The sequence below is a fragment of the Pseudomonas sp. genome (assembly GCF_017744435.1).
Classification (GTDB): domain Bacteria; phylum Pseudomonadota; class Gammaproteobacteria; order Pseudomonadales; family Pseudomonadaceae; genus Aquipseudomonas.
Genome location: NZ_JAGIBG010000012.1, coordinates 59385 through 77569, shown reverse-complemented (window position 1 = coordinate 77569; position 18185 = coordinate 59385). Strand labels below are relative to the sequence as shown.

Annotated in this window: 15 protein-coding genes and 3 tRNA genes; 6 read left to right on the top strand and 12 right to left on the bottom strand. The window is 62.5% G+C overall.

Annotated features, from left to right (window positions below):
• Positions 1–98 precede the first annotated feature (98 nt).
• From J7573_RS10575 to gltX, 3 genes are all read right to left on the bottom strand, one after another.
• Positions 99–174 (bottom strand) — tRNA-Glu (locus J7573_RS10575).
• 72 nt (positions 175–246) lie between these two features.
• Positions 247–322: transfer RNA gene (locus J7573_RS10570), tRNA-Ala, on the bottom strand.
• Between the two features lie 322 nt (positions 323–644).
• Positions 645–2126 (bottom strand): glutamate--tRNA ligase, encoded by a 1482-nt coding sequence (gene gltX / locus J7573_RS10565; RefSeq protein ID WP_294334429.1) that lies wholly within the window; start codon positions 2124–2126, stop codon positions 645–647.
• Between the two features lie 143 nt (positions 2127–2269).
• Between gltX and J7573_RS10560 the strand changes: the two genes are divergently transcribed.
• Both J7573_RS10560 and J7573_RS10555 read left to right on the top strand, forming a co-directional pair.
• On the top strand, positions 2270–3325 hold the full coding sequence (locus J7573_RS10560) for an HlyD family secretion protein (RefSeq protein WP_294334427.1): 1056 nt from the start codon (positions 2270–2272) through the stop codon (positions 3323–3325).
• Positions 3326–3374: 49 nt separating this feature from the next.
• Complete coding sequence (locus tag J7573_RS10555) at positions 3375–4865, top strand: MDR family MFS transporter (protein ID WP_294334593.1); 1491 nt, start codon at positions 3375–3377, stop codon at positions 4863–4865.
• A gap of 143 nt (positions 4866–5008) precedes the next feature.
• On the opposite strand, the gene uvrB is transcribed toward J7573_RS10555, so the two are convergent.
• A complete protein-coding gene (gene uvrB, locus J7573_RS10550; RefSeq protein ID WP_294334425.1) occupies positions 5009–7024 on the bottom strand; it encodes an excinuclease ABC subunit UvrB in 2016 nt (671 codons plus the stop codon).
• A 287-nt stretch (positions 7025–7311) separates the two neighbouring features.
• Between uvrB and J7573_RS10545 the strand changes: the two genes are divergently transcribed.
• From J7573_RS10545 to J7573_RS10535, 3 genes are all read left to right on the top strand, one after another.
• On the top strand, positions 7312–8508 hold the full coding sequence (locus J7573_RS10545) for an amino acid aminotransferase (protein ID WP_103449719.1): 1197 nt from the start codon (positions 7312–7314) through the stop codon (positions 8506–8508).
• 62 nt (positions 8509–8570) lie between these two features.
• Positions 8571–8646 (top strand) — tRNA-Asn (locus J7573_RS10540).
• A 124-nt stretch (positions 8647–8770) separates the two neighbouring features.
• A complete protein-coding gene (locus J7573_RS10535) occupies positions 8771–10054 on the top strand; it encodes a nucleoside deaminase (RefSeq protein WP_294334422.1) in 1284 nt (427 codons plus the stop codon).
• On the opposite strand, the gene J7573_RS10530 is transcribed toward J7573_RS10535, so the two are convergent.
• From J7573_RS10530 to J7573_RS10510, 5 genes are all read right to left on the bottom strand, one after another.
• The gene (locus J7573_RS10530) at positions 10027–10425 is read right to left on the bottom strand and encodes a cupin domain-containing protein (RefSeq protein WP_294334592.1); all 399 of its coding nucleotides are present in this window, start codon (positions 10423–10425) and stop codon (positions 10027–10029) included. The genes J7573_RS10535 and J7573_RS10530 overlap by 28 nt on opposite strands.
• 136 nt (positions 10426–10561) lie before the next feature.
• A complete protein-coding gene (locus tag J7573_RS10525) occupies positions 10562–11122 on the bottom strand; it encodes a DUF1285 domain-containing protein (protein WP_294334420.1) in 561 nt (186 codons plus the stop codon).
• A gap of 10 nt (positions 11123–11132) precedes the next feature.
• Complete coding sequence (locus tag J7573_RS10520; protein ID WP_294334418.1) at positions 11133–11738, bottom strand: DUF4823 domain-containing protein; 606 nt, start codon at positions 11736–11738, stop codon at positions 11133–11135.
• Between the two features lie 66 nt (positions 11739–11804).
• Entirely contained in the window at positions 11805–12773 is a 969-nt protein-coding gene (locus tag J7573_RS10515) for a radical SAM protein (protein ID WP_294334417.1), read from the bottom strand.
• 107 nt (positions 12774–12880) lie between these two features.
• Positions 12881–13516 carry a TetR/AcrR family transcriptional regulator gene (locus tag J7573_RS10510; protein ID WP_110638337.1) on the bottom strand — a complete coding sequence of 212 codons (636 nt, stop codon included), beginning with the start codon at positions 13514–13516 and terminating at the stop codon, positions 12881–12883.
• A gap of 71 nt (positions 13517–13587) precedes the next feature.
• Here J7573_RS10510 and J7573_RS10505 point away from each other — a divergent pair, with 71 nt between their 5' ends.
• A complete protein-coding gene (locus tag J7573_RS10505) occupies positions 13588–14721 on the top strand; it encodes an aminotransferase class V-fold PLP-dependent enzyme (RefSeq protein ID WP_294334412.1) in 1134 nt (377 codons plus the stop codon).
• Between the two features lie 1034 nt (positions 14722–15755).
• Here the strand turns inward: J7573_RS10505 and J7573_RS10500 are convergent.
• The 3 genes from J7573_RS10500 to tmk are packed head-to-tail and all read right to left on the bottom strand — an operon-like array spanning position 15756 to position 18180.
• Positions 15756–16538: a TatD family hydrolase gene (locus J7573_RS10500; protein WP_294334410.1), complete on the bottom strand. Its 783-nt coding sequence runs from the start codon at positions 16536–16538 to the stop codon at positions 15756–15758.
• A gap of 30 nt (positions 16539–16568) precedes the next feature.
• Positions 16569–17555 carry a DNA polymerase III subunit delta' gene (locus tag J7573_RS10495; protein WP_294334590.1) on the bottom strand — a complete coding sequence of 329 codons (987 nt, stop codon included), beginning with the start codon at positions 17553–17555 and terminating at the stop codon, positions 16569–16571.
• Positions 17548–18180: a dTMP kinase gene (gene tmk / locus J7573_RS10490; protein WP_294334408.1), complete on the bottom strand. Its 633-nt coding sequence runs from the start codon at positions 18178–18180 to the stop codon at positions 17548–17550. The genes J7573_RS10495 and tmk overlap by 8 nt, the downstream gene beginning before the upstream one ends.
• Positions 18181–18185 lie beyond the last annotated feature (5 nt).

The following is an 18185-nucleotide window of genomic DNA, read 5'->3' as shown; positions in this document are numbered from 1 at the left end:
CTCCTGCATGCCATGCAGGCGCTCTCCCAGCTGAGCTATAGCCCCGGATTTCTAGCCTCTCGGCCCAGCGACATCGTGAAACATCGCTTGTGCAAAACTGGCGTCCCCTAGGGGACTCGAACCCCTGTTACCGCCGTGAAAGGGCGGTGTCCTAGGCCACTAGACGAAGGGGACGAACCTTCTTACCTTCAAGACCCGGTTGCTGGACCCGGTCTTGCTCGACAGCCTTGGCTGCCAAGTGGAATTTGGTGGAGCTAAGCGGGATCGAACCGCTGACCTCCTGCATGCCATGCAGGCGCTCTCCCAGCTGAGCTATAGCCCCACAATGTCGCTCTGAACAGAATCGCTGACTGGGTGCCTGGCGTTTCGTTTTCGTTCATCGCTGTGGACGGGGCGCATATTAAGATCGGATTGCAGGGCTGTCAAACTAAATTTTGAAAATATTCAAAATTTTTTTCACAGATAACAATCACTTACCGCCCTGCCCCGCTGATTCGGAACGCCGCGCCCTTATAGGAGCGGCCTTGTGTCGCGAAAGGACCGCAAAGCGGTCCCTCGTATTCAGCGCCAGCGCATAAATCGCCGGGGCCGCTTTGCGGCCCTTTCGCGACACAAGGCCGCTCCTACAGGCCGATGAAAGGCTATCAGGCGATGTTGGCCAGCAGCTTTTCCCATTCCTTGTTTTCTTTCTTCGACACACCACCGAGCAGGTCCAGGGCCTGGCGCAGGCGGTAGCGAGTCAGGTCGGGGCCAAGGATCTCCATGGCATCGAGCACCGACACCGAGCTGGCCTGGCCGGTAATGGCGGCGAACATCAGCGGCATGGCGTCACGCAGCTTCAGCTCCAGCGCTTCGACCACGGCCTGGATGCAGCCGGTGATGCGCTCTTTCTCCCACTGACGCAGGCTTTCCAGTTTCCACAGGATCAGCTGCATCACCTGGCGCACCTGGTCGGCGGACAGTTTCTTGCTTTCGAACAGCTTGGCATCGAGCTTGAGCGCGCCTTCGAAGAAGAAACCACCCAGCGGGGCAATCTGGCTGAAGGTTTCGACCCGGCCCTGCACGTGCGGGGCGATCTTCATCATGTAGTCGCTGTTGAACGCCCACTGCTGCACGCGTGCGGCGAATTCTTCCACCGGCAGCTCACGCAGCCACTGGCCGTTGAGCCAGGACAGCTTCTCGATGTCGAAGATCGGGCCACCCAGGGAAATGCGCGACAGATCGAAGTGCTCGACCATCTCGGCCAGGGAGAACTTCTCGCGCTCGTCCGGCATCGACCAGCCCATGCGGCCCAGGTAATTGAGCATGGCCTCCGGCATGAAGCCCATGCGCTCGTAGAAGGTCACCGACGTCGGGTTCTTGCGCTTGGACAGCTTGGATTTGTCCGGGTTACGCAGCAGCGGCATGTAGCACAGCTTCGGCTGTTCCCAACCGAAGTACTCATACAGCTTGATCAGCTTCGGCGCCGACGGCAGCCACTCTTCGCCGCGCAGGACGTGGGTGATGCCCATCAGGTGGTCATCGACCACGTTGGCCAGGAAGTAGGTCGGCAGGCCGTCGTTCTTCATCAGCACCTGCATGTCCATGCGGTCCCATGGAATTTCGACGTCGCCACGGAGCATGTCCGGCACCACGCAGATGCCTTCGCTCGGCACCTTCATGCGGATCACGTGCGGCTCGCCAGCGGCCAGGCGGCGCTGGACTTCTTCGGCGCTCAGCAGCAGGGCACGGCCGTCGTAGCGCGGGGTTTCACCACGGGCCATCTGCTCGGCGCGCATCTGCTCCAGCTCTTCGGCGGTGCAGAAGCAGTAGAAGGCGTGGCCGGCATCGACCAGTTCCTTGGCGTACTTGGCGTAGATCTCGCCACGCTCGCTCTGCCGGTACGGGCCGTGTGGGCCACCGACATCCGGGCCTTCGTTCCATTCGATGCCGAGCCAGCGCAAGGCGTCGAAGATCTGCTGTTCCGACTCGCGCGTGGAGCGCAGCTGGTCGGTGTCTTCGATGCGCAGGATGAACTCACCGCCGTGCTGCTTGGCAAAGCAGTAGTTGAACAGGGCGATGTAGGCGGTGCCGACATGGGGGTCGCCAGTGGGCGATGGCGCGATACGCGTGCGAACGGTGGTCATGGAGAGTCTCGAACGAAAGATGAAACAAAGGCGGGATGTTAGCAGGGAGCAGGCACCGGGCTCCAGCAATGGCGCGAACGTCACTTGTCGACTGGCCATGTGCCGCTGTTAAAATTACTTACATTTCTGGAACGATAGTCCTCATGCCTGCCCAACTCAAACGCCGCCTGGCGATCTTCTTCACCCTGGTGGCCATCATCGCCCTCGCCTTCCTGGCCGAGTGGTTTTTCAAAGGTCGCTTCTACGAAAGCACCGACAACGCCTACGTACAGGGCGAAATCACTCGTATCTCCAGCCAGCTCGGCGCGCGTATCGACGAGGTTCGGGTCGACGACAACCAGCACGTCAACAAGGGTGACGTGCTGGTTCGCCTGGAGGCCGCCGATTTCGAGCTGGCAATCGAGCGCGCCCGCGCCGCCCTGGCCACCCGCGAGGCCGAATATGCCCAGGCGCAGAGCCGCCTGACCCAGCAAGGCAGCCTGATCGCCTCCAGTCAGGCCCAGGTAGCTGCCAACCAGGCCACCTTCGATCGCTCACGCCTGGACCTTAGCCGCGCCGAAAAGCTGCGCAAGCCTGGTTTCGTCTCCGAAGAACGGGTGACCACCCTGTCGGCAGACAGCCACGTGGCCGGCTCCCAGGTCGACAAGGCCCGCGCCGACTTGCAAAGCCAGCGCCAGCAGGTCAACGCCCTGAATGCCGACCTCAAGCGCCTCGACGCGCAGATCGCCAATGCCCGCGCCGACCTGGCCCAGGCCGAACTGAACCTGACCCGCTGCGAGATCCGCGCACCGCTTAGCGGCACCATCGGCCAGCGCAGTGCCCGCAATGGCCAGGTGGTGCAGGCCGGCGCCTACCTGTTGTCGATCGTGCCCGATGAAAACATCTGGGTGCAGGCCAATTTCAAGGAAACCCAGATCGGCAAGATGCAGCCGGGCCAGCGCGCCGAACTGCTGTTCGACAGCTACCCCGACACCCCGATCGAAGGCCGCGTCGAGAGCCTGTTCGCCGCTTCCGGTGCGCAGTTCAGCCTGCTGCCGCCGGACAACGCCACCGGCAACTTCACCAAGGTGGTACAGCGCATTCCGGTGAAACTGACCTTCGCCGCCGACAACCCGCTGCATGGGCGCATTCGCCCTGGCATGTCGGTCACCGCCACCGTCGACCTGCGCCGCGAAGACGAAGGCCACGATGGCCGGTGATCAACTGCTGCGCCCTACTGCGGAGCCAAGCCGGCGCGACTGGATTGCGGTGATGAGCGTGATGCTCGGCGCCTTCATGGCGGTGCTGGACATCCAGATCACCAACTCCTCGCTCAAGGACATCCAGGGCGCGCTGTCAGCGACCCTGGAGGAAGGCTCGTGGATTTCCACCTCGTACCTGGTGGCGGAGATCATCATGATTCCGCTGACCGCCTGGCTGGTGCAGCTGCTGTCGGCGCGGCGCCTGGCGGTGTGGGTGTCTGCCGGCTTTCTGCTGTCCTCGCTGCTGTGCTCGATGGCCTGGAACCTCGAGAGCATGATCCTGTTCCGCGCCCTGCAGGGCTTCACCGGCGGCGCACTGATCCCGCTGGCGTTCACCCTGACCTTGATCAAGTTGCCCGAGCACCACCGCGCCAAGGGCATGGCCATGTTCGCCATGACCGCCACCTTCGCCCCGTCGATCGGCCCGACCCTTGGCGGCTGGCTGACCGAGAACTGGGGCTGGGAATACATTTTCTACATCAACATTCCGCCCGGGCTGGTGATGATCGCCGGCCTGCTCTACGGGCTGGAGAAGAAGGAAGCCCACTGGGAGCTGCTGAAAAGCACCGACTATGCCGGCATTGTCACCCTCGGCGTGGGCCTGGGGTGCCTGCAGGTTTTCCTTGAGGAGGGCCACCGCAAGGACTGGCTGGAGTCCAACCTGATCGTCGGGCTGGCGACTGTTGCCCTGATCAGCCTGATCACCTTTGTCATCCTGCAGCTTTCAAAGCCGCACCCCTTGATCAACCTGCGCATCCTCGGCAACCGCAATTTCGGCCTGTCGAGCATTGCCAGCCTGGGCATGGGCGTGGGGCTTTATGGGTCGATCTACCTGCTGCCGCTGTACCTGGCACAGATCCAGGGCTACAACGCCCTGCAGATCGGCGAGGTGATCATGTGGATGGGCATTCCGCAGCTGTTCCTGATTCCGCTGGTGCCACAGCTGATGAAGGTGATACCGCCCAAGCTGTTGTGCGCCCTCGGCTTCTGCCTGTTCGGTGCCGCCAGCTTCGGCTCGGGGGTGCTGAACCCGGACTTTGCCGGGCCGCAGTTCAACCATATCCAGATCATCCGCGCCCTCGGCCAGCCGATGATCATGGTGACCATTTCGCTCATCGCCACGGCGTATATCCAGCCCCAAGATGCCGGGTCGGCTTCGAGCCTGTTCAACATCCTGCGTAACCTGGGCGGTGCGATTGGCATTGCCTTGCTGGCGACCTTGCTGGATGCGCGGACCAAGGTGTATTTCGATTACCTGAGGGAATCGGTGGTGCCGAGCAACCCACAGGTGGCAGAACGGTTGGCTCAGCTGGCGGAGCGACTGGGCAACGACAATGCGGCGTTGGGCAAGTTGAGCGAGATTGCCCACCAGCAGGCGCTGATCATGGCCTACAACGATGCATTTCACTTTGTCGGGATCGGGCTGGCGGTGAGCATGGTGGCGGTGCTGTTGACCCGCAAACTGCCGGAAGGGTTGAAGGCAGGAGAAGCCCACTAATATCGCGCTTGTAGGAGCGGCCTTGTGTCGCGAAAGGGCTGCAAAGCAGCCCCAGGATTTCAGCTTGAATGCAAAAATTGCTGGGGCTGCTTTGCAGCCCTTTCGCGACACAAGGCCGCTCCTACAGCGGGCCGCGAAAGGTCTCAGCTGGTGATCAGGCGCTCGCGCAGCTGGGTAATCTCGTCACGCAGCTGGGCGGCGGCTTCGAACTCCAGGTCGCGGGCAAACTGCATCATCTTCTCTTCCAGCTGCTTGATGCGCTTGGTGATCTCGCCCGGCGTGCGCAGCTCGGCCTCGTAACGGGCGCTCTCCTCCGCCGCCTTGGCCATGCCCTTGCGCTTCTTGCTGCGCGCGCCAGGCACGGTGGCGCCTTCCATGATGTCGGTGATGTCCTTGACCACCCCCTTGGGCACGATGCCGTTGGCCTGGTTGAAGGCGATCTGCTTCTCGCGGCGCCGCTCGGTCTCATCGATGGCACGCTGCATGGAGCCGGTGATGTTGTCGGCATACAGGATCGCCCGGCCATTGAGGTTCCGCGCCGCGCGGCCGATGGTCTGGATCAGCGAGCGCTCGGAACGCAGGAAGCCTTCCTTGTCGGCATCGAGAATCGCCACCAGCGACACCTCGGGCATGTCCAGGCCCTCGCGCAGCAGGTTGATACCCACCAGCACATCGAAGGTGCCCAGGCGAAGGTCGCGGATGATCTCGACGCGCTCCACCGTGTCGATGTCCGAGTGCAGGTAGCGCACCCGTACGTCGTGGTCGGCCAGGTAATCGGTGAGGTCTTCGGCCATGCGTTTGGTCAGCGTGGTAGCCAGTACCCGATCGCCCTGAGCGACGCGATTGCGGATCTCCGACAGCAGGTCGTCGACCTGGGTCAGCGCCGGGCGTACCTCCACCTGTGGATCGACCAGTCCGGTCGGGCGCACCACCTGCTCTACCACGCGACCTGCATGCTCTGCTTCGTAGGGGCCTGGGGTGGCAGAGACGAAGATGGTCTGCGGGCTGACATCCTCCCACTCGTCAAAGCGCATCGGCCGGTTGTCCAGTGCCGACGGCAGGCGGAAGCCGTATTCGACCAGGGTTTCCTTGCGCGAGCGGTCGCCCTTGTACATGGCGCCGACCTGCGGAACGCTGACGTGGGACTCGTCGATCACCAGCAGCGCATCGGCCGGCAGGTAGTCATAGAGCGTGGGCGGCGGCGCCCCGGCCGGCCGCCCGGACAGGTAGCGCGAGTAGTTCTCGATGCCGTTGCAATAACCCAGCTCGAGGATCATCTCCAGGTCAAAGCGCGTGCGTTGCTCCAGGCGCTGGGCTTCGACCAGCTTGTTGGCCTTGTGCAGGTACTCGAGCCGGTCCTTCAGTTCTTCCTTGATGCCCTCCACCGCCTCCAGCAGGGTTTCCCGCGGGGTCACGTAGTGGCTCTTGGGGTAGAAGGTGAAGCGTGGCAGCTTGCGGAAGACCTCGCCGGTCAGCGGGTCGAAGGCGGCGATATTCTCGACCTCGTCGTCGAACAGCTCGATGCGGATGGCCTCCAGGTCGGATTCGGCCGGGAAGATGTCGATCACGTCACCACGCACACGGAACGTGGCACGGGCGAAGTCCATTTCGTTGCGGGTGTACTGCAGGTCGGCCAGCCGGCGCAACAAGGCGCGCTGGTCGAGTTTGTCGCCGCGGTCGACGTGCAGGACCATCTTCAGGTAGGTCTCGGGGCTGCCCAGGCCGTAGATGCAGGACACGGTGGTGACGATGATCGCATCGCGCCGTTCCAGCAGCGCCTTGGTCGCCGACAGGCGCATCTGTTCGATGTGGTCGTTGATCGAGGCATCCTTCTCGATGAAGGTGTCCGACGACGGCACGTAGGCCTCTGGCTGGTAGTAGTCGTAGTAGGAAACGAAGTACTCCACCGCGTTGTTCGGGAAGAACGCCTTGAACTCGCCATACAGCTGCGCCGCCAGGGTCTTGTTCGGCGCCAGCACCAGGGTTGGCCGCTGCACCTGCTGAATGACGTTGGCGATGCTGAAGGTCTTGCCCGAACCGGTCACCCCGAGCAGGGTCTGGTGCGACAGGCCCGCGTCGATGCCCTCGACCATCTGGCGGATGGCCTCGGGCTGGTCGCCGGCCGGCTGGAAACGGGTGACGAGCTGGAACTCGGACATGACGGACCTCGCGGTAACGCAGCAACTGTAAATTTAGCCAGTAGTCTATACCCAAATGCGCCCGCCAGGGGCCGCAATCAAGGCCAAGCTGTGAGCGCGCATTACGGTGGACCGGGCAATTCGACCAATGGTCGAAAAATATTTGCGCAAATAACCGGAAAAGCTGCGCCAGGCTGTCGCAGTGACCGGTCGGTATCACTATACTGACTCCCCGTTTGTGCACCGCTTCAGTGCATTCGGCTGGAGCGTGTACGTCCTATCACTCTCCAATCAGAGCCGAAGTAACAATGAGCCTGTTTTCCGCTGTCGAGCTGGCACCCCGCGACCCTATCCTGGGCCTCAACGAAGCATTCAACGCCGACCCACGTACCGACAAGGTCAACCTGGGCGTAGGCGTTTACTGCAATGAGGAAGGCCGCATTCCGCTACTGCGCGCCGTGATCGAAGCCGAGACCCAGCGTGCTGCCCAGCACGCCTCGCGCGGCTACCTGCCGATCGATGGTATCGCCACCTACGACCAGGCCGTGCAGAAACTGCTGTTCGGTGCCGAGTCGCCACTGCTGGCCGCTGGCCGCGTGGTCACCGTGCAGGCCGTTGGCGGCACTGGCGCTCTGAAGATCGGCGCCGACTTCCTCAAGCGCATTTCGCCGAATGCCGTGGTGGCCATCAGCGACCCGAGCTGGGAAAACCACCGTGCGCTGTTCGAAAGCGCTGGTTTCCCGGTGCAGAACTACCGTTACTACGACGCCCCGAGCAACGACGTCAACCGTGCCGGCATGCTCGAAGACCTCAACGCCCTGCCGTCCGGCTCGATCGTCGTGCTGCACGCCTGCTGCCACAACCCGACTGGCGTCGACCTGACCCTGGACGACTGGAAAAACGTCCTGGAGGTGGTCAAGGCCAAGGGCCACGTGCCATTCCTCGACATGGCCTACCAGGGCTTCGGTGACGGCATCGGCGAAGACGCCTTCGCCGTGCGCCTGTTCGCCGAATCGGGCATGGAGTTCTTCGTTTCCAGCTCGTTCTCCAAGTCGTTCTCGCTGTACGGCGAGCGCGTCGGCGCATTGTCGATCGTCACCGCCTCGAAGGACGAAAGCACCCGCGTGCTGTCGCAGGTCAAGCGTGTGATCCGCACCACCTACTCCAACCCGCCGACCCATGGCGCGACCATCGTCGCCACCGTGCTGAACAGCGCCGAACTGCGCCAGATGTGGGAAGCCGAGCTGGGCGAGATGCGCGAGCGCATCCACGGCATGCGCAAGCAGATGGTATCGCTGCTGGCCGAATACGGCGCCAACCGCGACTTCAGCTTCGTCGGCCGCCAGGTGGGCATGTTCTCCTACTCGGGCCTGACCGTTGAGCAGGTTGCCCGCCTGAAGAACGACTTCGGCATCTACGCCCTGGATACCGGTCGTATCGCCGTCGCCGCGCTGAACCAGAGCAACATTCACGTGGTCACCAAGGCCATCGTTGAAGTGCTGTAACTGATTGATTTGTCAGGAGGTCGCTTGACTTCCTCCTGGCAATCGGTAAGATACGCACAGATTCCGCGATAGCTCAGTCGGTAGAGCAAATGACTGTTAATCATTGGGTCCCTGGTTCGAGTCCAGGTCGCGGAGCCAAACACTGAAAAGCCTCCAGCTGCGCAAGCACTGGAGGTTTTTTGTTGCACTTCTTTTTACCCCTGCCGGCACAACACTGCTGTATCGTCCACGTCCACTCGACGACTGCAGAGCCTCGATCAGCGTGAACGATATTACTCACAACGCCCAGCAAGCGGTTGCGATCGCCGCCAACCAGGCACTATTGGCAAGCCGACAAGCAACATTCGCAGTGGGTGGATGCATCATCGAAAACGCCACCGGCAAGGTGCTGGTCGCCCTGCACAACAGCGTGCTCAAGCCTTCCCCAAACAGCGAGGCGCAGCCTGCCTTCAGGCTGCATGACCCGACAGCCCATGGCGAACGACGCCTGATCGACTGGTATTTCGAGAATCAGCAGCGCCTGGCCCTGCCCCCCACCCACGCGCTGACCTTGGTAACCACGCTCGACCCCTGCGCCATGTGCGCGGGGGCCTTGCTGACAGCCGGTTTCAATGTCGCGGTCAGTGCTCTGGACACCTTCGCCGGCATCAACCATAACGCCTGCTTCAACTTCCCCGGCTTACCTGCGGCACTGCAAGAGGTCGCGCAAGCTACCTGGGGCTACTACGCGATTGATGCCCCTTTGGATCGGGAATATGCAGGCCCCCTCGCAGGCCCGATCTACGCAGGCGAACGCATCGAAGCCGCGACCGCCAGCCTCACCAGCTCTCTGTTCGAAACCAGCGTGAATACGGTCCACGATGAAAGCAGCACTGCCGGCCTGCCTCCGTCTGAACTCAAGGACCCAAGCAGCCTGCCGCTGCACAGCAAGGTGCGCCAAGCCTTGTCCAACCTGAGCCCTTGGAGCCTGCGCTGCAAAAGTGACAACCCCCGCCTTGCCGGACCAGAGCTGGCGCAACCTCTGCTAGAGACGGCGAGCCAGGCGGACACCTTCAACGCAGTCGCGTTGCTCGATCCTTTCGGCAACCTGCTGTCATGCCTGGGCGGCAGTGAGAAGCGCTCGCCCATTCGCAGCGCATTCATGGAAACGACCCGCAGCTATGCGGCCCTGCGCTGGACCCTGATGAACCATGTCGACCCACTGGTTCGCTACGAAGCGCGGGAGCACCTGACACACCCGCGACACTGCACATTCATCATGCTTGTCTTTCCAGACCCGACTGGCAGCGAAGCGGTCATGACCCTTGGCGCCTATGGCTCCACCGTGGAGCGCAACACCGCACCGTCCTTCCCTTCCAGCCTGCAGTACGTGCTGCTGCCAGCGGGCCGGACGGGCAAAGAGGTCGCTCGACTCGCACAGAACCTGCCGCCTTTCTACACCCACAACGTACAGCTCGCGCCAAGCCAGGTATGGGACCAAGCACTGGTGCAAGCGGTGACGAGCCGGCTGTGTCACGCTCAGCGCGCTGATTTCGCCCCGGAGTAGGGCAAAGTGACTGGCTTGCCTTCATCCACCAGGCTCCACACCAGCAACTTGGCAGGCCGGGTCTTGCTGGCATTGCGCGATACGCTGTGCACGGTGCCGGGCGCTTCGTACCAGTACTCACCGGCTTTGTAGGTCTTTTCCTGCTCGTCGTTGAGTTTCGATACCACTGCACCTTGCAGTACATAGGCCATGACCGCACCCGGATGCTGGTGGGCGGGCGAAGCCTGCCCAGGGGCATAGCTGACCGTGAGCATGACAGCGCTCTTGCCCGGGGCATTCGAGGGCTGTTGTTGCTGCAGGACTTTTACCTGGTCAGCGGCGTCGCCGTGCGCCCAGGCTGCGGACTGACCACCGAACAGGCCAGCGGCAATAAGCAAGGCAAAAGAAAAGTTGGCAGATTTCACGGTGGTTCTCCTGATTGGCAAGTGCCTGCAGGTTAGGCCCAGTGGCACAGGGCGAAAACGGCCAATCAGGAGAAAAAGCAGGGGGCCAGCCGGGAGCGCGCGCTCAACAATTGCGCCCGATCGGGTAAAACACACCATGGCTCCATACCCCGAGCCATTCCTCGCCATCGATAACCCGCGGCACCGCCAGGTCGACCAACTGGTAGAACACATTGCGATGGATCAATGCCTCGAGGTTGTTGCGCATCAGCACATAAGGCGCCGGCTCCTGGGTATCCGGATCGATCTCGACCCGCAACGGGTTCTGCGGCCCCGCTTCGGCCTGATCCTCGACATTGCTGGTAAAGCGCAGCACCTGCGCCTCACCACTGCCCAGCACCTCCAGCGTCACCGCCACGAATGGTGCATCATCGACGCGAATGCCGACCTTCTCCACCGGGGTGATCAGGAAATAGTCATCGCCATCGCGGCGAATGATGGTGGAGAACAGGCGAACCATCGGCTTGCGCCCGATGGGCGTACCCAGGTAGTACCAGGTACCATCGCGGGCAATACGCATGTCGATATTGCCGCAGAAATCCGGGTTCCACAGATGCACCGGCGGCAGCCCCTTGTGCTTGGGGATCTGCGCCAATAGATCGTTGGCCTTGCCGGAATCCGTCATCACCCTGCCCTCACTCGCTCATGCCCAGAAGGCTACGAGCGTACTCGCGCATCGGTGCGCCAAGCAAATCCTGGGGCGAATTGTCGTGGAACGTCAACAAACCGCCGCGGCTCTTGATTCGTGCGGTGTCGATCAGGTAGCGGGTGTTGGTCTCGATCAGCATCATCTGCACCACACCGGTATCCCAACCCAAGCGATCGACGGCCTGCTCGTCAAACCATTCGTCGCCATTACCGATACGGTCATCCGTGCGGGCGAAGCGGGTATACAGCACATAGTCGGCGCCTACCGAGCGGGCCTGGGCAATCGCTTCCTCAAGGCCAAGCGGCCCTTGGGCGCGACGCACCAACGGGAAATACTCGATGAAACTCTTGAATGCCTCATCGGCCACCGCATTCTGCTTCGGCACCGGACCCTTGCCTGGTGGCATGAACGCGCCCTGACCGATGAAGATGAACGAATCCGGCTGCAGGCGAATCGACAGGGTACGACGGGTATCGCTGTGGTCCAGCAAGCCAACATCGCTCATGTGGTAACGGACGCCCTCGCCCATATCGCTGACATTCATGCAGCCGCCCAACGCCATCAGCGTCAGCAGCAAGACCAGGCTACGCATCTTTCCTCCAGTGGCCGGTGACGAAAAACCGGCGAATAGCCGGCGGATGCAGCTTTTGCGCCAGCTTCAGCCGCCAATCACCTTCATCACCGTCACACCCCCGGAAAACGCCAGTTCCTGCTTGTCTGCCAAGGCCTTTACCAGCAGCCGCTGCAAGCCAGGCAGCGCCTGATGACGGGGTTTTTCCAGCAGGTCGCCGACAAAGTGGCGATTGCCGGAGGACAGGCAGCCGTGCAGCCAGCCGGTAGAAGACAGACGCAGGCGCGAGCAGGTTCGGCAGAACGGCACGCTTTCGTTGGCGATGACGCCGAAATGGCCGTGACCCGGGATCTGGTAGCGCAGCGCCGTGGCATCCAGCGGTGCGTCGACCTGCTGGTAGCCATATCGGCCGCCGATCACATCGAGCAATGCATCAAGCCCGACAAACTGCTGCAGGAACGCATTGTTGTCCCGGGCCAGGTGCCCCATGCGCATAAGTTCGATGAAGCGCAGTTCGAAACCACGCGCCATGCAGTAGTCGAGCATCGGTAGCACTTGATCTAGGTTCTGCCCACGCATCGGCACCATGTTGACCTTGATCCGCATGCCCATGGCACTGGCCTGGTCCATGCCTGCCAACACGCTGGCCAGATCACCGCCACGGGCGATCCGGCGGAATGCCTGGGGATCGAGGGTATCGAGGGAGACGTTCAAGCGGCGAATGCCAGCCGCCTGCAGTTGCGGCAGCTTGCGGGCGAGCAGCTGCCCGTTGGTGGTCAGCGTGATGTCATCAAGGTCAAGCTTCGCCACAGCTGCCAGAAAGGCATCCAGCCGAGGGCTGACCAGTGGCTCGCCACCGGTGATGCGCAAACGCTCGATGCCGGCAGCTTCAATGAGGTAGGCCACACCCCGTGCCAAGGTTTCCGCCGACAGTTCATCCTGGGCCGCGACCAGGCGCTTGCCGTCCGGCACGCAGTAGCTGCAGGCGTAGTTACAGGCAGCCGTCAGGCTGACGCGCAGGTTGCGAAAACGCCTGCCTTGACGATCGACGATCATGGATGACTCCGGCATGGATGAATCGGGGCTGGCAAAACTTGACTCATGGTTCAAGTTTTTGCAAGTCCCCATTTCACGCCAGACTCACCCGGTGACGATGAATGCCTTCAGTTGGCGGCTTCCGGATCACGCTTGCGCTTGTTGCCCATGCGCACGCCGATATCCATGAGGAACTGGAAGAAGCCTTCCTGATCCTCCAGCACATTGCTCCAGAACGGCGAGTGGTACAGCGCCACGGCGCCGTGCACCAACGCCCAGGCGGCGCAGTAGTGGAAGTACGGCGGCACGTCTTCGAGCTTGCCTTCGCTGATGCGGCCCTTGATCAGCTGGGTCAGACGGTCGAAGTTGGACGCACGGATGCTGTGCAACTGCTCGACCATTTCCGGCACCTGGTTACCCTTGACCACCTTCTCTTCCAGGCGATCGAACAGCCGGTAGCGCTGCGGGTCTCGCATGCGGAACTCGAAGTAGGCGCGCGACAACGCCTCCTTGTCGCGATCGACATCGGCCGAGTGCAACAGCGCGTTCAAGTCACGCTCGTAATCGAGCATCAGGCGCAGGTAGATTTCCGCCTTGGACTTGAAGTGCTTGTAGATCGTGCCTTTGCCGATACCCACGGCGTCGGCGATCATCTCGACGGTGACGCTGTCTTCACCCTGTTCGAGGAACAGCTTCAGCGCTGTATCGAGGATTTCCTGTTCGCGACGGCGAAACTCACGGACCTTACGAGGTTCTTTCTGCATAGGAAGGACTGGATGACATTGAAGCGGTTTATTATGCCTAACTTGCAGCAAATTGCACGGATCATCCAACCATGTCTATGTTTCACGATGAGTTCGAACAGGCGCCGGGGCTGCGATACCTGAACCATGCGGCCATCGCTCCCTGGCCGCGCCGGGCCAGCGAGGCCGTGGCGCGCTTTGCCCGTGACAACGTGAACCAGGGTGCGAGTGGATACCCGAAATGGTTGGCCACCGAACGCAGGCTGCGAGAAAGGCTGGCGCGCCTGGTCAACGCCCCCTCCTGGGCTGATATCGCGCTGGTGAAGAACACCTCCGAGGCGCTGTCACTGGTCGCTTTCGGCCTCGACTGGCAAGCCGGCGACCAGGTGGTGATCAGCGACGAGGAATTTCCCTCCAACCGTGTCGTGTGGGAAGCGTTGCGCGAGCGCGGCGTCGTGGTGACCGAGGTGAGCCTTGCCGGGCCAGACCCGGAAGCAGCGCTGCTGGCGGCCTGCGGCCCGCGTACGCGCCTGCTGGCCGTGAGCGCCGTGCAGTTTGCCAGCGGCCTGCGCCTGGACCTGCCCCGCCTCGGGGAAGGCTGCCAGGCCCGCCATGTCCTGTTCTGCGTCGATGCCATCCAGCAGATTGGCGCCCTGCCCTTCGATGTGCAGCGCTATCAGTGCGATTTCGCCATGGCTGACGGCCACAAGTGGATGCTCGGGCCCGAGGGCCTGGGCTTGTTCTATTGCCGCGCGGCGTTGCGCCCGCAGCTTAAGCTGCATGCCTATGGCTGGCATATGCTGGAGCACCTGGGCGACTTCGATCGTCGCGAGTGGCGGCCGGCTCACAGCGCAAGGCGCTTTGAATGCGGCAGCCCGAACATGCTGGGCGCGTGCGCCCTGGAGGCCAGCCTGTCATTGCTGGAGGAAATCGGCATGGACGAGGTCGGCCGGCAATTGCAGCTGCGGGTCGAGCAACTGCTTCAGGGCCTGGCCGGTATTCCCGGGGTACGCCTGCATAGCCCCGCATCCCCGGAAAAACGGGCGGGCATCGTTACCTTCAGCCTTCAGGGGCAGGACAGCACGGCGATCTATCAAAGCCTGCTGGCGGAGCAGACGATCTGTGCCCTAAGAGGGCCAGGTATACGATTTTCGCCACATTTCTACACCAGCGAGCAGCTAATCGACGAAGCTGTCCTGCAAGTACGGCGCCTGGCCATGCACTGAGGGAGGAAGGGACGGCGGCCGTATTCCAAATCTGTTTAAAAAACGAACAGAGAAGCACTGGCACTGTGCCAAACCTGACCAATACTTGAAGTGTTGGCGCGGCGCATCCCCCCCAAGTGGCGCGCCGATAAAGGTGCTCAGGGACCGCGTACCTTTGTTTTACTCCTAATGGTCTTAACCCGGATTCCCCCCCCAGAACCCGGGTTTTTTTTGCCCGGCACCAGCCGCCCGGCTCTGGCTCTGGCTCTGGCTCTGGCTCTGGCTCTGGCTTTTGATTTTGATTTTGATTTTGATTTTGCTTCTAAGCGCGCGGTAGTTCAGGCGACGCTGAGTGCGACTTCAGGAGGCCGAACGTAGGCGTCTGGAGGGCCAGGGTGCGCAGCACCCCTTCGGCGTAGCCGAAGGCGCGAGATGTAGACTTGCGCAGCAAGTCGTAGGCCGCGCGGGCCCGGAAGGCGCCGGAGTGAGGGGACCCCGGAGCGCAGCGCAGGGGCCGGATGATGGGAGCCGGGGTTTTTGGTTACTTTTTGCCCAGTCAAAAAGTGACCCGCCGTAAGGGCGGAAAGGTGACTGTGAGTCGCCATCGCAAATGAATGTATTCGACTGAATCAAAACCATCGCGCTCGGGCTTTTGGCTTTTGGCTTTTGGATGTGGGCTTTCAAATCAGGTCTACATTCATTCGCCATGGTGGCGCTGAATCACCTTTTCGCCTTTACGGCGACCTACTTTTTGACTGGGCAAAAAGTAGGCAAAAACCCCCGCTCCCATCATCCGGCCCCTACGCTGCGCTCCGGGGTTCCCTCACTCCGGCGCCTTCCGGGCCCGCGCGGCCTACGACTTGCTACGCAAGTCTACATCTCGCGCCTTCGGCTACGCCGAAGGGGTGCTACGCACCCTGGCCCTCCAGACGCCTGCGCTCGGCCTCCTGAAGTCGCACTCTGCGTCGCCTGGACTACCTCGCGCTTAGAAGCAAAGCAGAGCAAAAGCAGAGCAAAAGCAGAGCAAAAGCAGAGCAAAAGCGATTGGGCTGGATTCAAGCTACTCGCGCGAGCGGGAACAGGCGCTTGAAGTTGGACGTGGTCTGCTCGGCCAGCTGGTCGTAGCTGACCCCACGCAACGATGCCACATACTCCGCCACCTCCCGCACATACTGCGGCAAATTCGGCTTGCCACGATGCGGGATCGGTGCCAGGTACGGCGAATCGGTTTCCACCAGCAGGCGGTCGACCGGCACCTGCCGCGCCACCTCGCGCAGGGCATCGGCATTGCGGAAGGTGACAATGCCGGACAACGAGATGTAGTAGCCCAGGTCCAGCGCCGCCTTGGCCATGTCCCAGTCTTCGGTAAAGCAGTGCAACACGCCCGCCTGAGGCAGATTTGCCTCACCCAGCAGCGCCAGGGTATCGGCCCGCGCCGCGCGAGTATGCACGATCACCGGCTTGCCGGTCTGGCGCGAGGCCTCCAGGTGCAGGCGGAACGATGCCTGCTGCAGCTCGGCGGCCTCCGGTTCGTAATGGTAGTCCAGCCCGGTTTCGCCAATCGCCACCACATGCGGATGCGCCAGCTCGCGCAGCAGCCACTCCAGCGCCGGCGTCTCGCCCGGCGCCAGGTCCAGCGGATGCACGCCCACCGAGCAGTCGACATCGGCGTACTGCTCGCTCAGCGCCTTCACCGCCCCGGCATTTTCGGCGCTGACGCCAATGCACAGAAAATGCCCGACCCCACGCTCGCGTGCCGCCTGCAGGGCAGCATCGAGTGAGCCCTGGTGGGCGCTCAGGTCAAGACGGTCGAGATGGCAATGGGAATCTACGAGCATGGGAGGCGGCACACATGAAAAGATGGGAAATCAGCGGGAACCCGGCAGCTGTACCCAATGGGCCAGCAGCGCTTCCAGCAGCAATACACGGTTGAGGTTGGCTTTGCCGAGCACCTTCTGGCGCTGCTCGAGGATCCACGCCTGGACCTCCAGCACCTTGCCCTGACGGGCCTTCTGCGCCAGGTACTGCACCACCTTGCGCATGTCGGCCAGGCCCAACCCCTCTTCATCCTGGGTCAACTGGTAACGCAGGATCAGGTGCGACCAGTCGCAGAACCAGTCGAACAGCAACAACAACGGCACGCTGCTCCAGGCCTCGGCCAGCTGGCTGGGGGATTGCTGCTGCTTGAGCAGCTTCTTCACCCCATCGGTCACCAAGGCCCTTTGCTCGCGCACACCTTGCGCTTGCAGGCTGATAGCCATCAGCGGTGAGCCGGCGGCCAGGGTCAGCAGCTCCTCGCGCTCGGCCTCGTCGCTGTCGGGCAATGCCGTGGCCAGCCAGGCCTGGCTCTGTGCCAGGCTCGGCTGAGGGCAGACAACCTGCTGGCAGCGGCTCTTGATCGTCGGCAACAGACGGCTGGGCTGGTGACTGACCAGCAGCAGCACGGTATCGCCCGAAGGTTCTTCCAGGCTCTTGAGCAAGGCGTTGGAGGCATTGACGTTCATCGCCTCGACCGGCTCGATCAACACCACTTTACGCCCGCCCAGCTGCGCCGTCTGCACCACGAACGACACCAGCTCGCGCACCTGGTCGACCTTGATCGGCTTGTCGGCCTCTTCCGGCTCCAGCACGAAGTTGTCCGGGTGGCTGCCGGCCTTGAGAAGCAGGCACGACTTGCACTGCCCGCAGGCATCCAGCCCCTGCGGCTGCTGGCACAGCAGACGCGCCATCAGCCGCTCGGCCAGGGCGCGCTTGCCAATGCCCTGCGGCCCGTGCAGCAGGTAAGCGTGGGCGTGCCGGGCACGCCCGGCCAGTTGCTGCCAGAGCGCCTGCTGCCAGGGGTAGGCATCAGCCACGGCAACGCCCCACGATGGCAGGCAGCAGCGCATCGATGGCACGCTGCACGGCCTCCAGTGGCTGGGCGGCGTCGAGCAGGCTGTAGCGCTGCGGTGCGCCATGGGCGCGTTGCAGATAGGCTTGGCGCACGGCTTCGAAGAAGGCCTGGCCTTCCTGCTCGAAACGGTCCAGGCGACCGCGCGCGGCGGCACGGGCCAGGCCGACTTCCACCGGCAGGTCGAAGACCAGGGTCAGGTCCGGGCGTAGATCTCCCTGGACGAATTGCTCCAGTGCAGCGATACGCTCCACCGACAGGCCGCGACCACCGCCCTGGTAGGCATAGGTGGCATCGGTGAAGCGATCGCAAAGCACCACCGCACCACGGGCCAGCGCCGGGCGAATCACTTCGGCCAGGTGCTGGGCACGGGCAGCGAATACCAGCAGCAGCTCGGTGTCTGCGGCCATTACTTCGTCGCTCGGTGCCAGCAACAGTTCGCGGACTTTTTCAGCCAGCGGCGTGCCGCCAGGCTCGCGGGTCAGCACCACGTCCAGGCCCTGCTCGCGAAGGCGCGCAGCCAGGTAATCACGGTTGGTGCTCTTGCCGGCGCCTTCGGGGCCTTCAAGGGTAATAAACAAGCCGCTCACAGGCA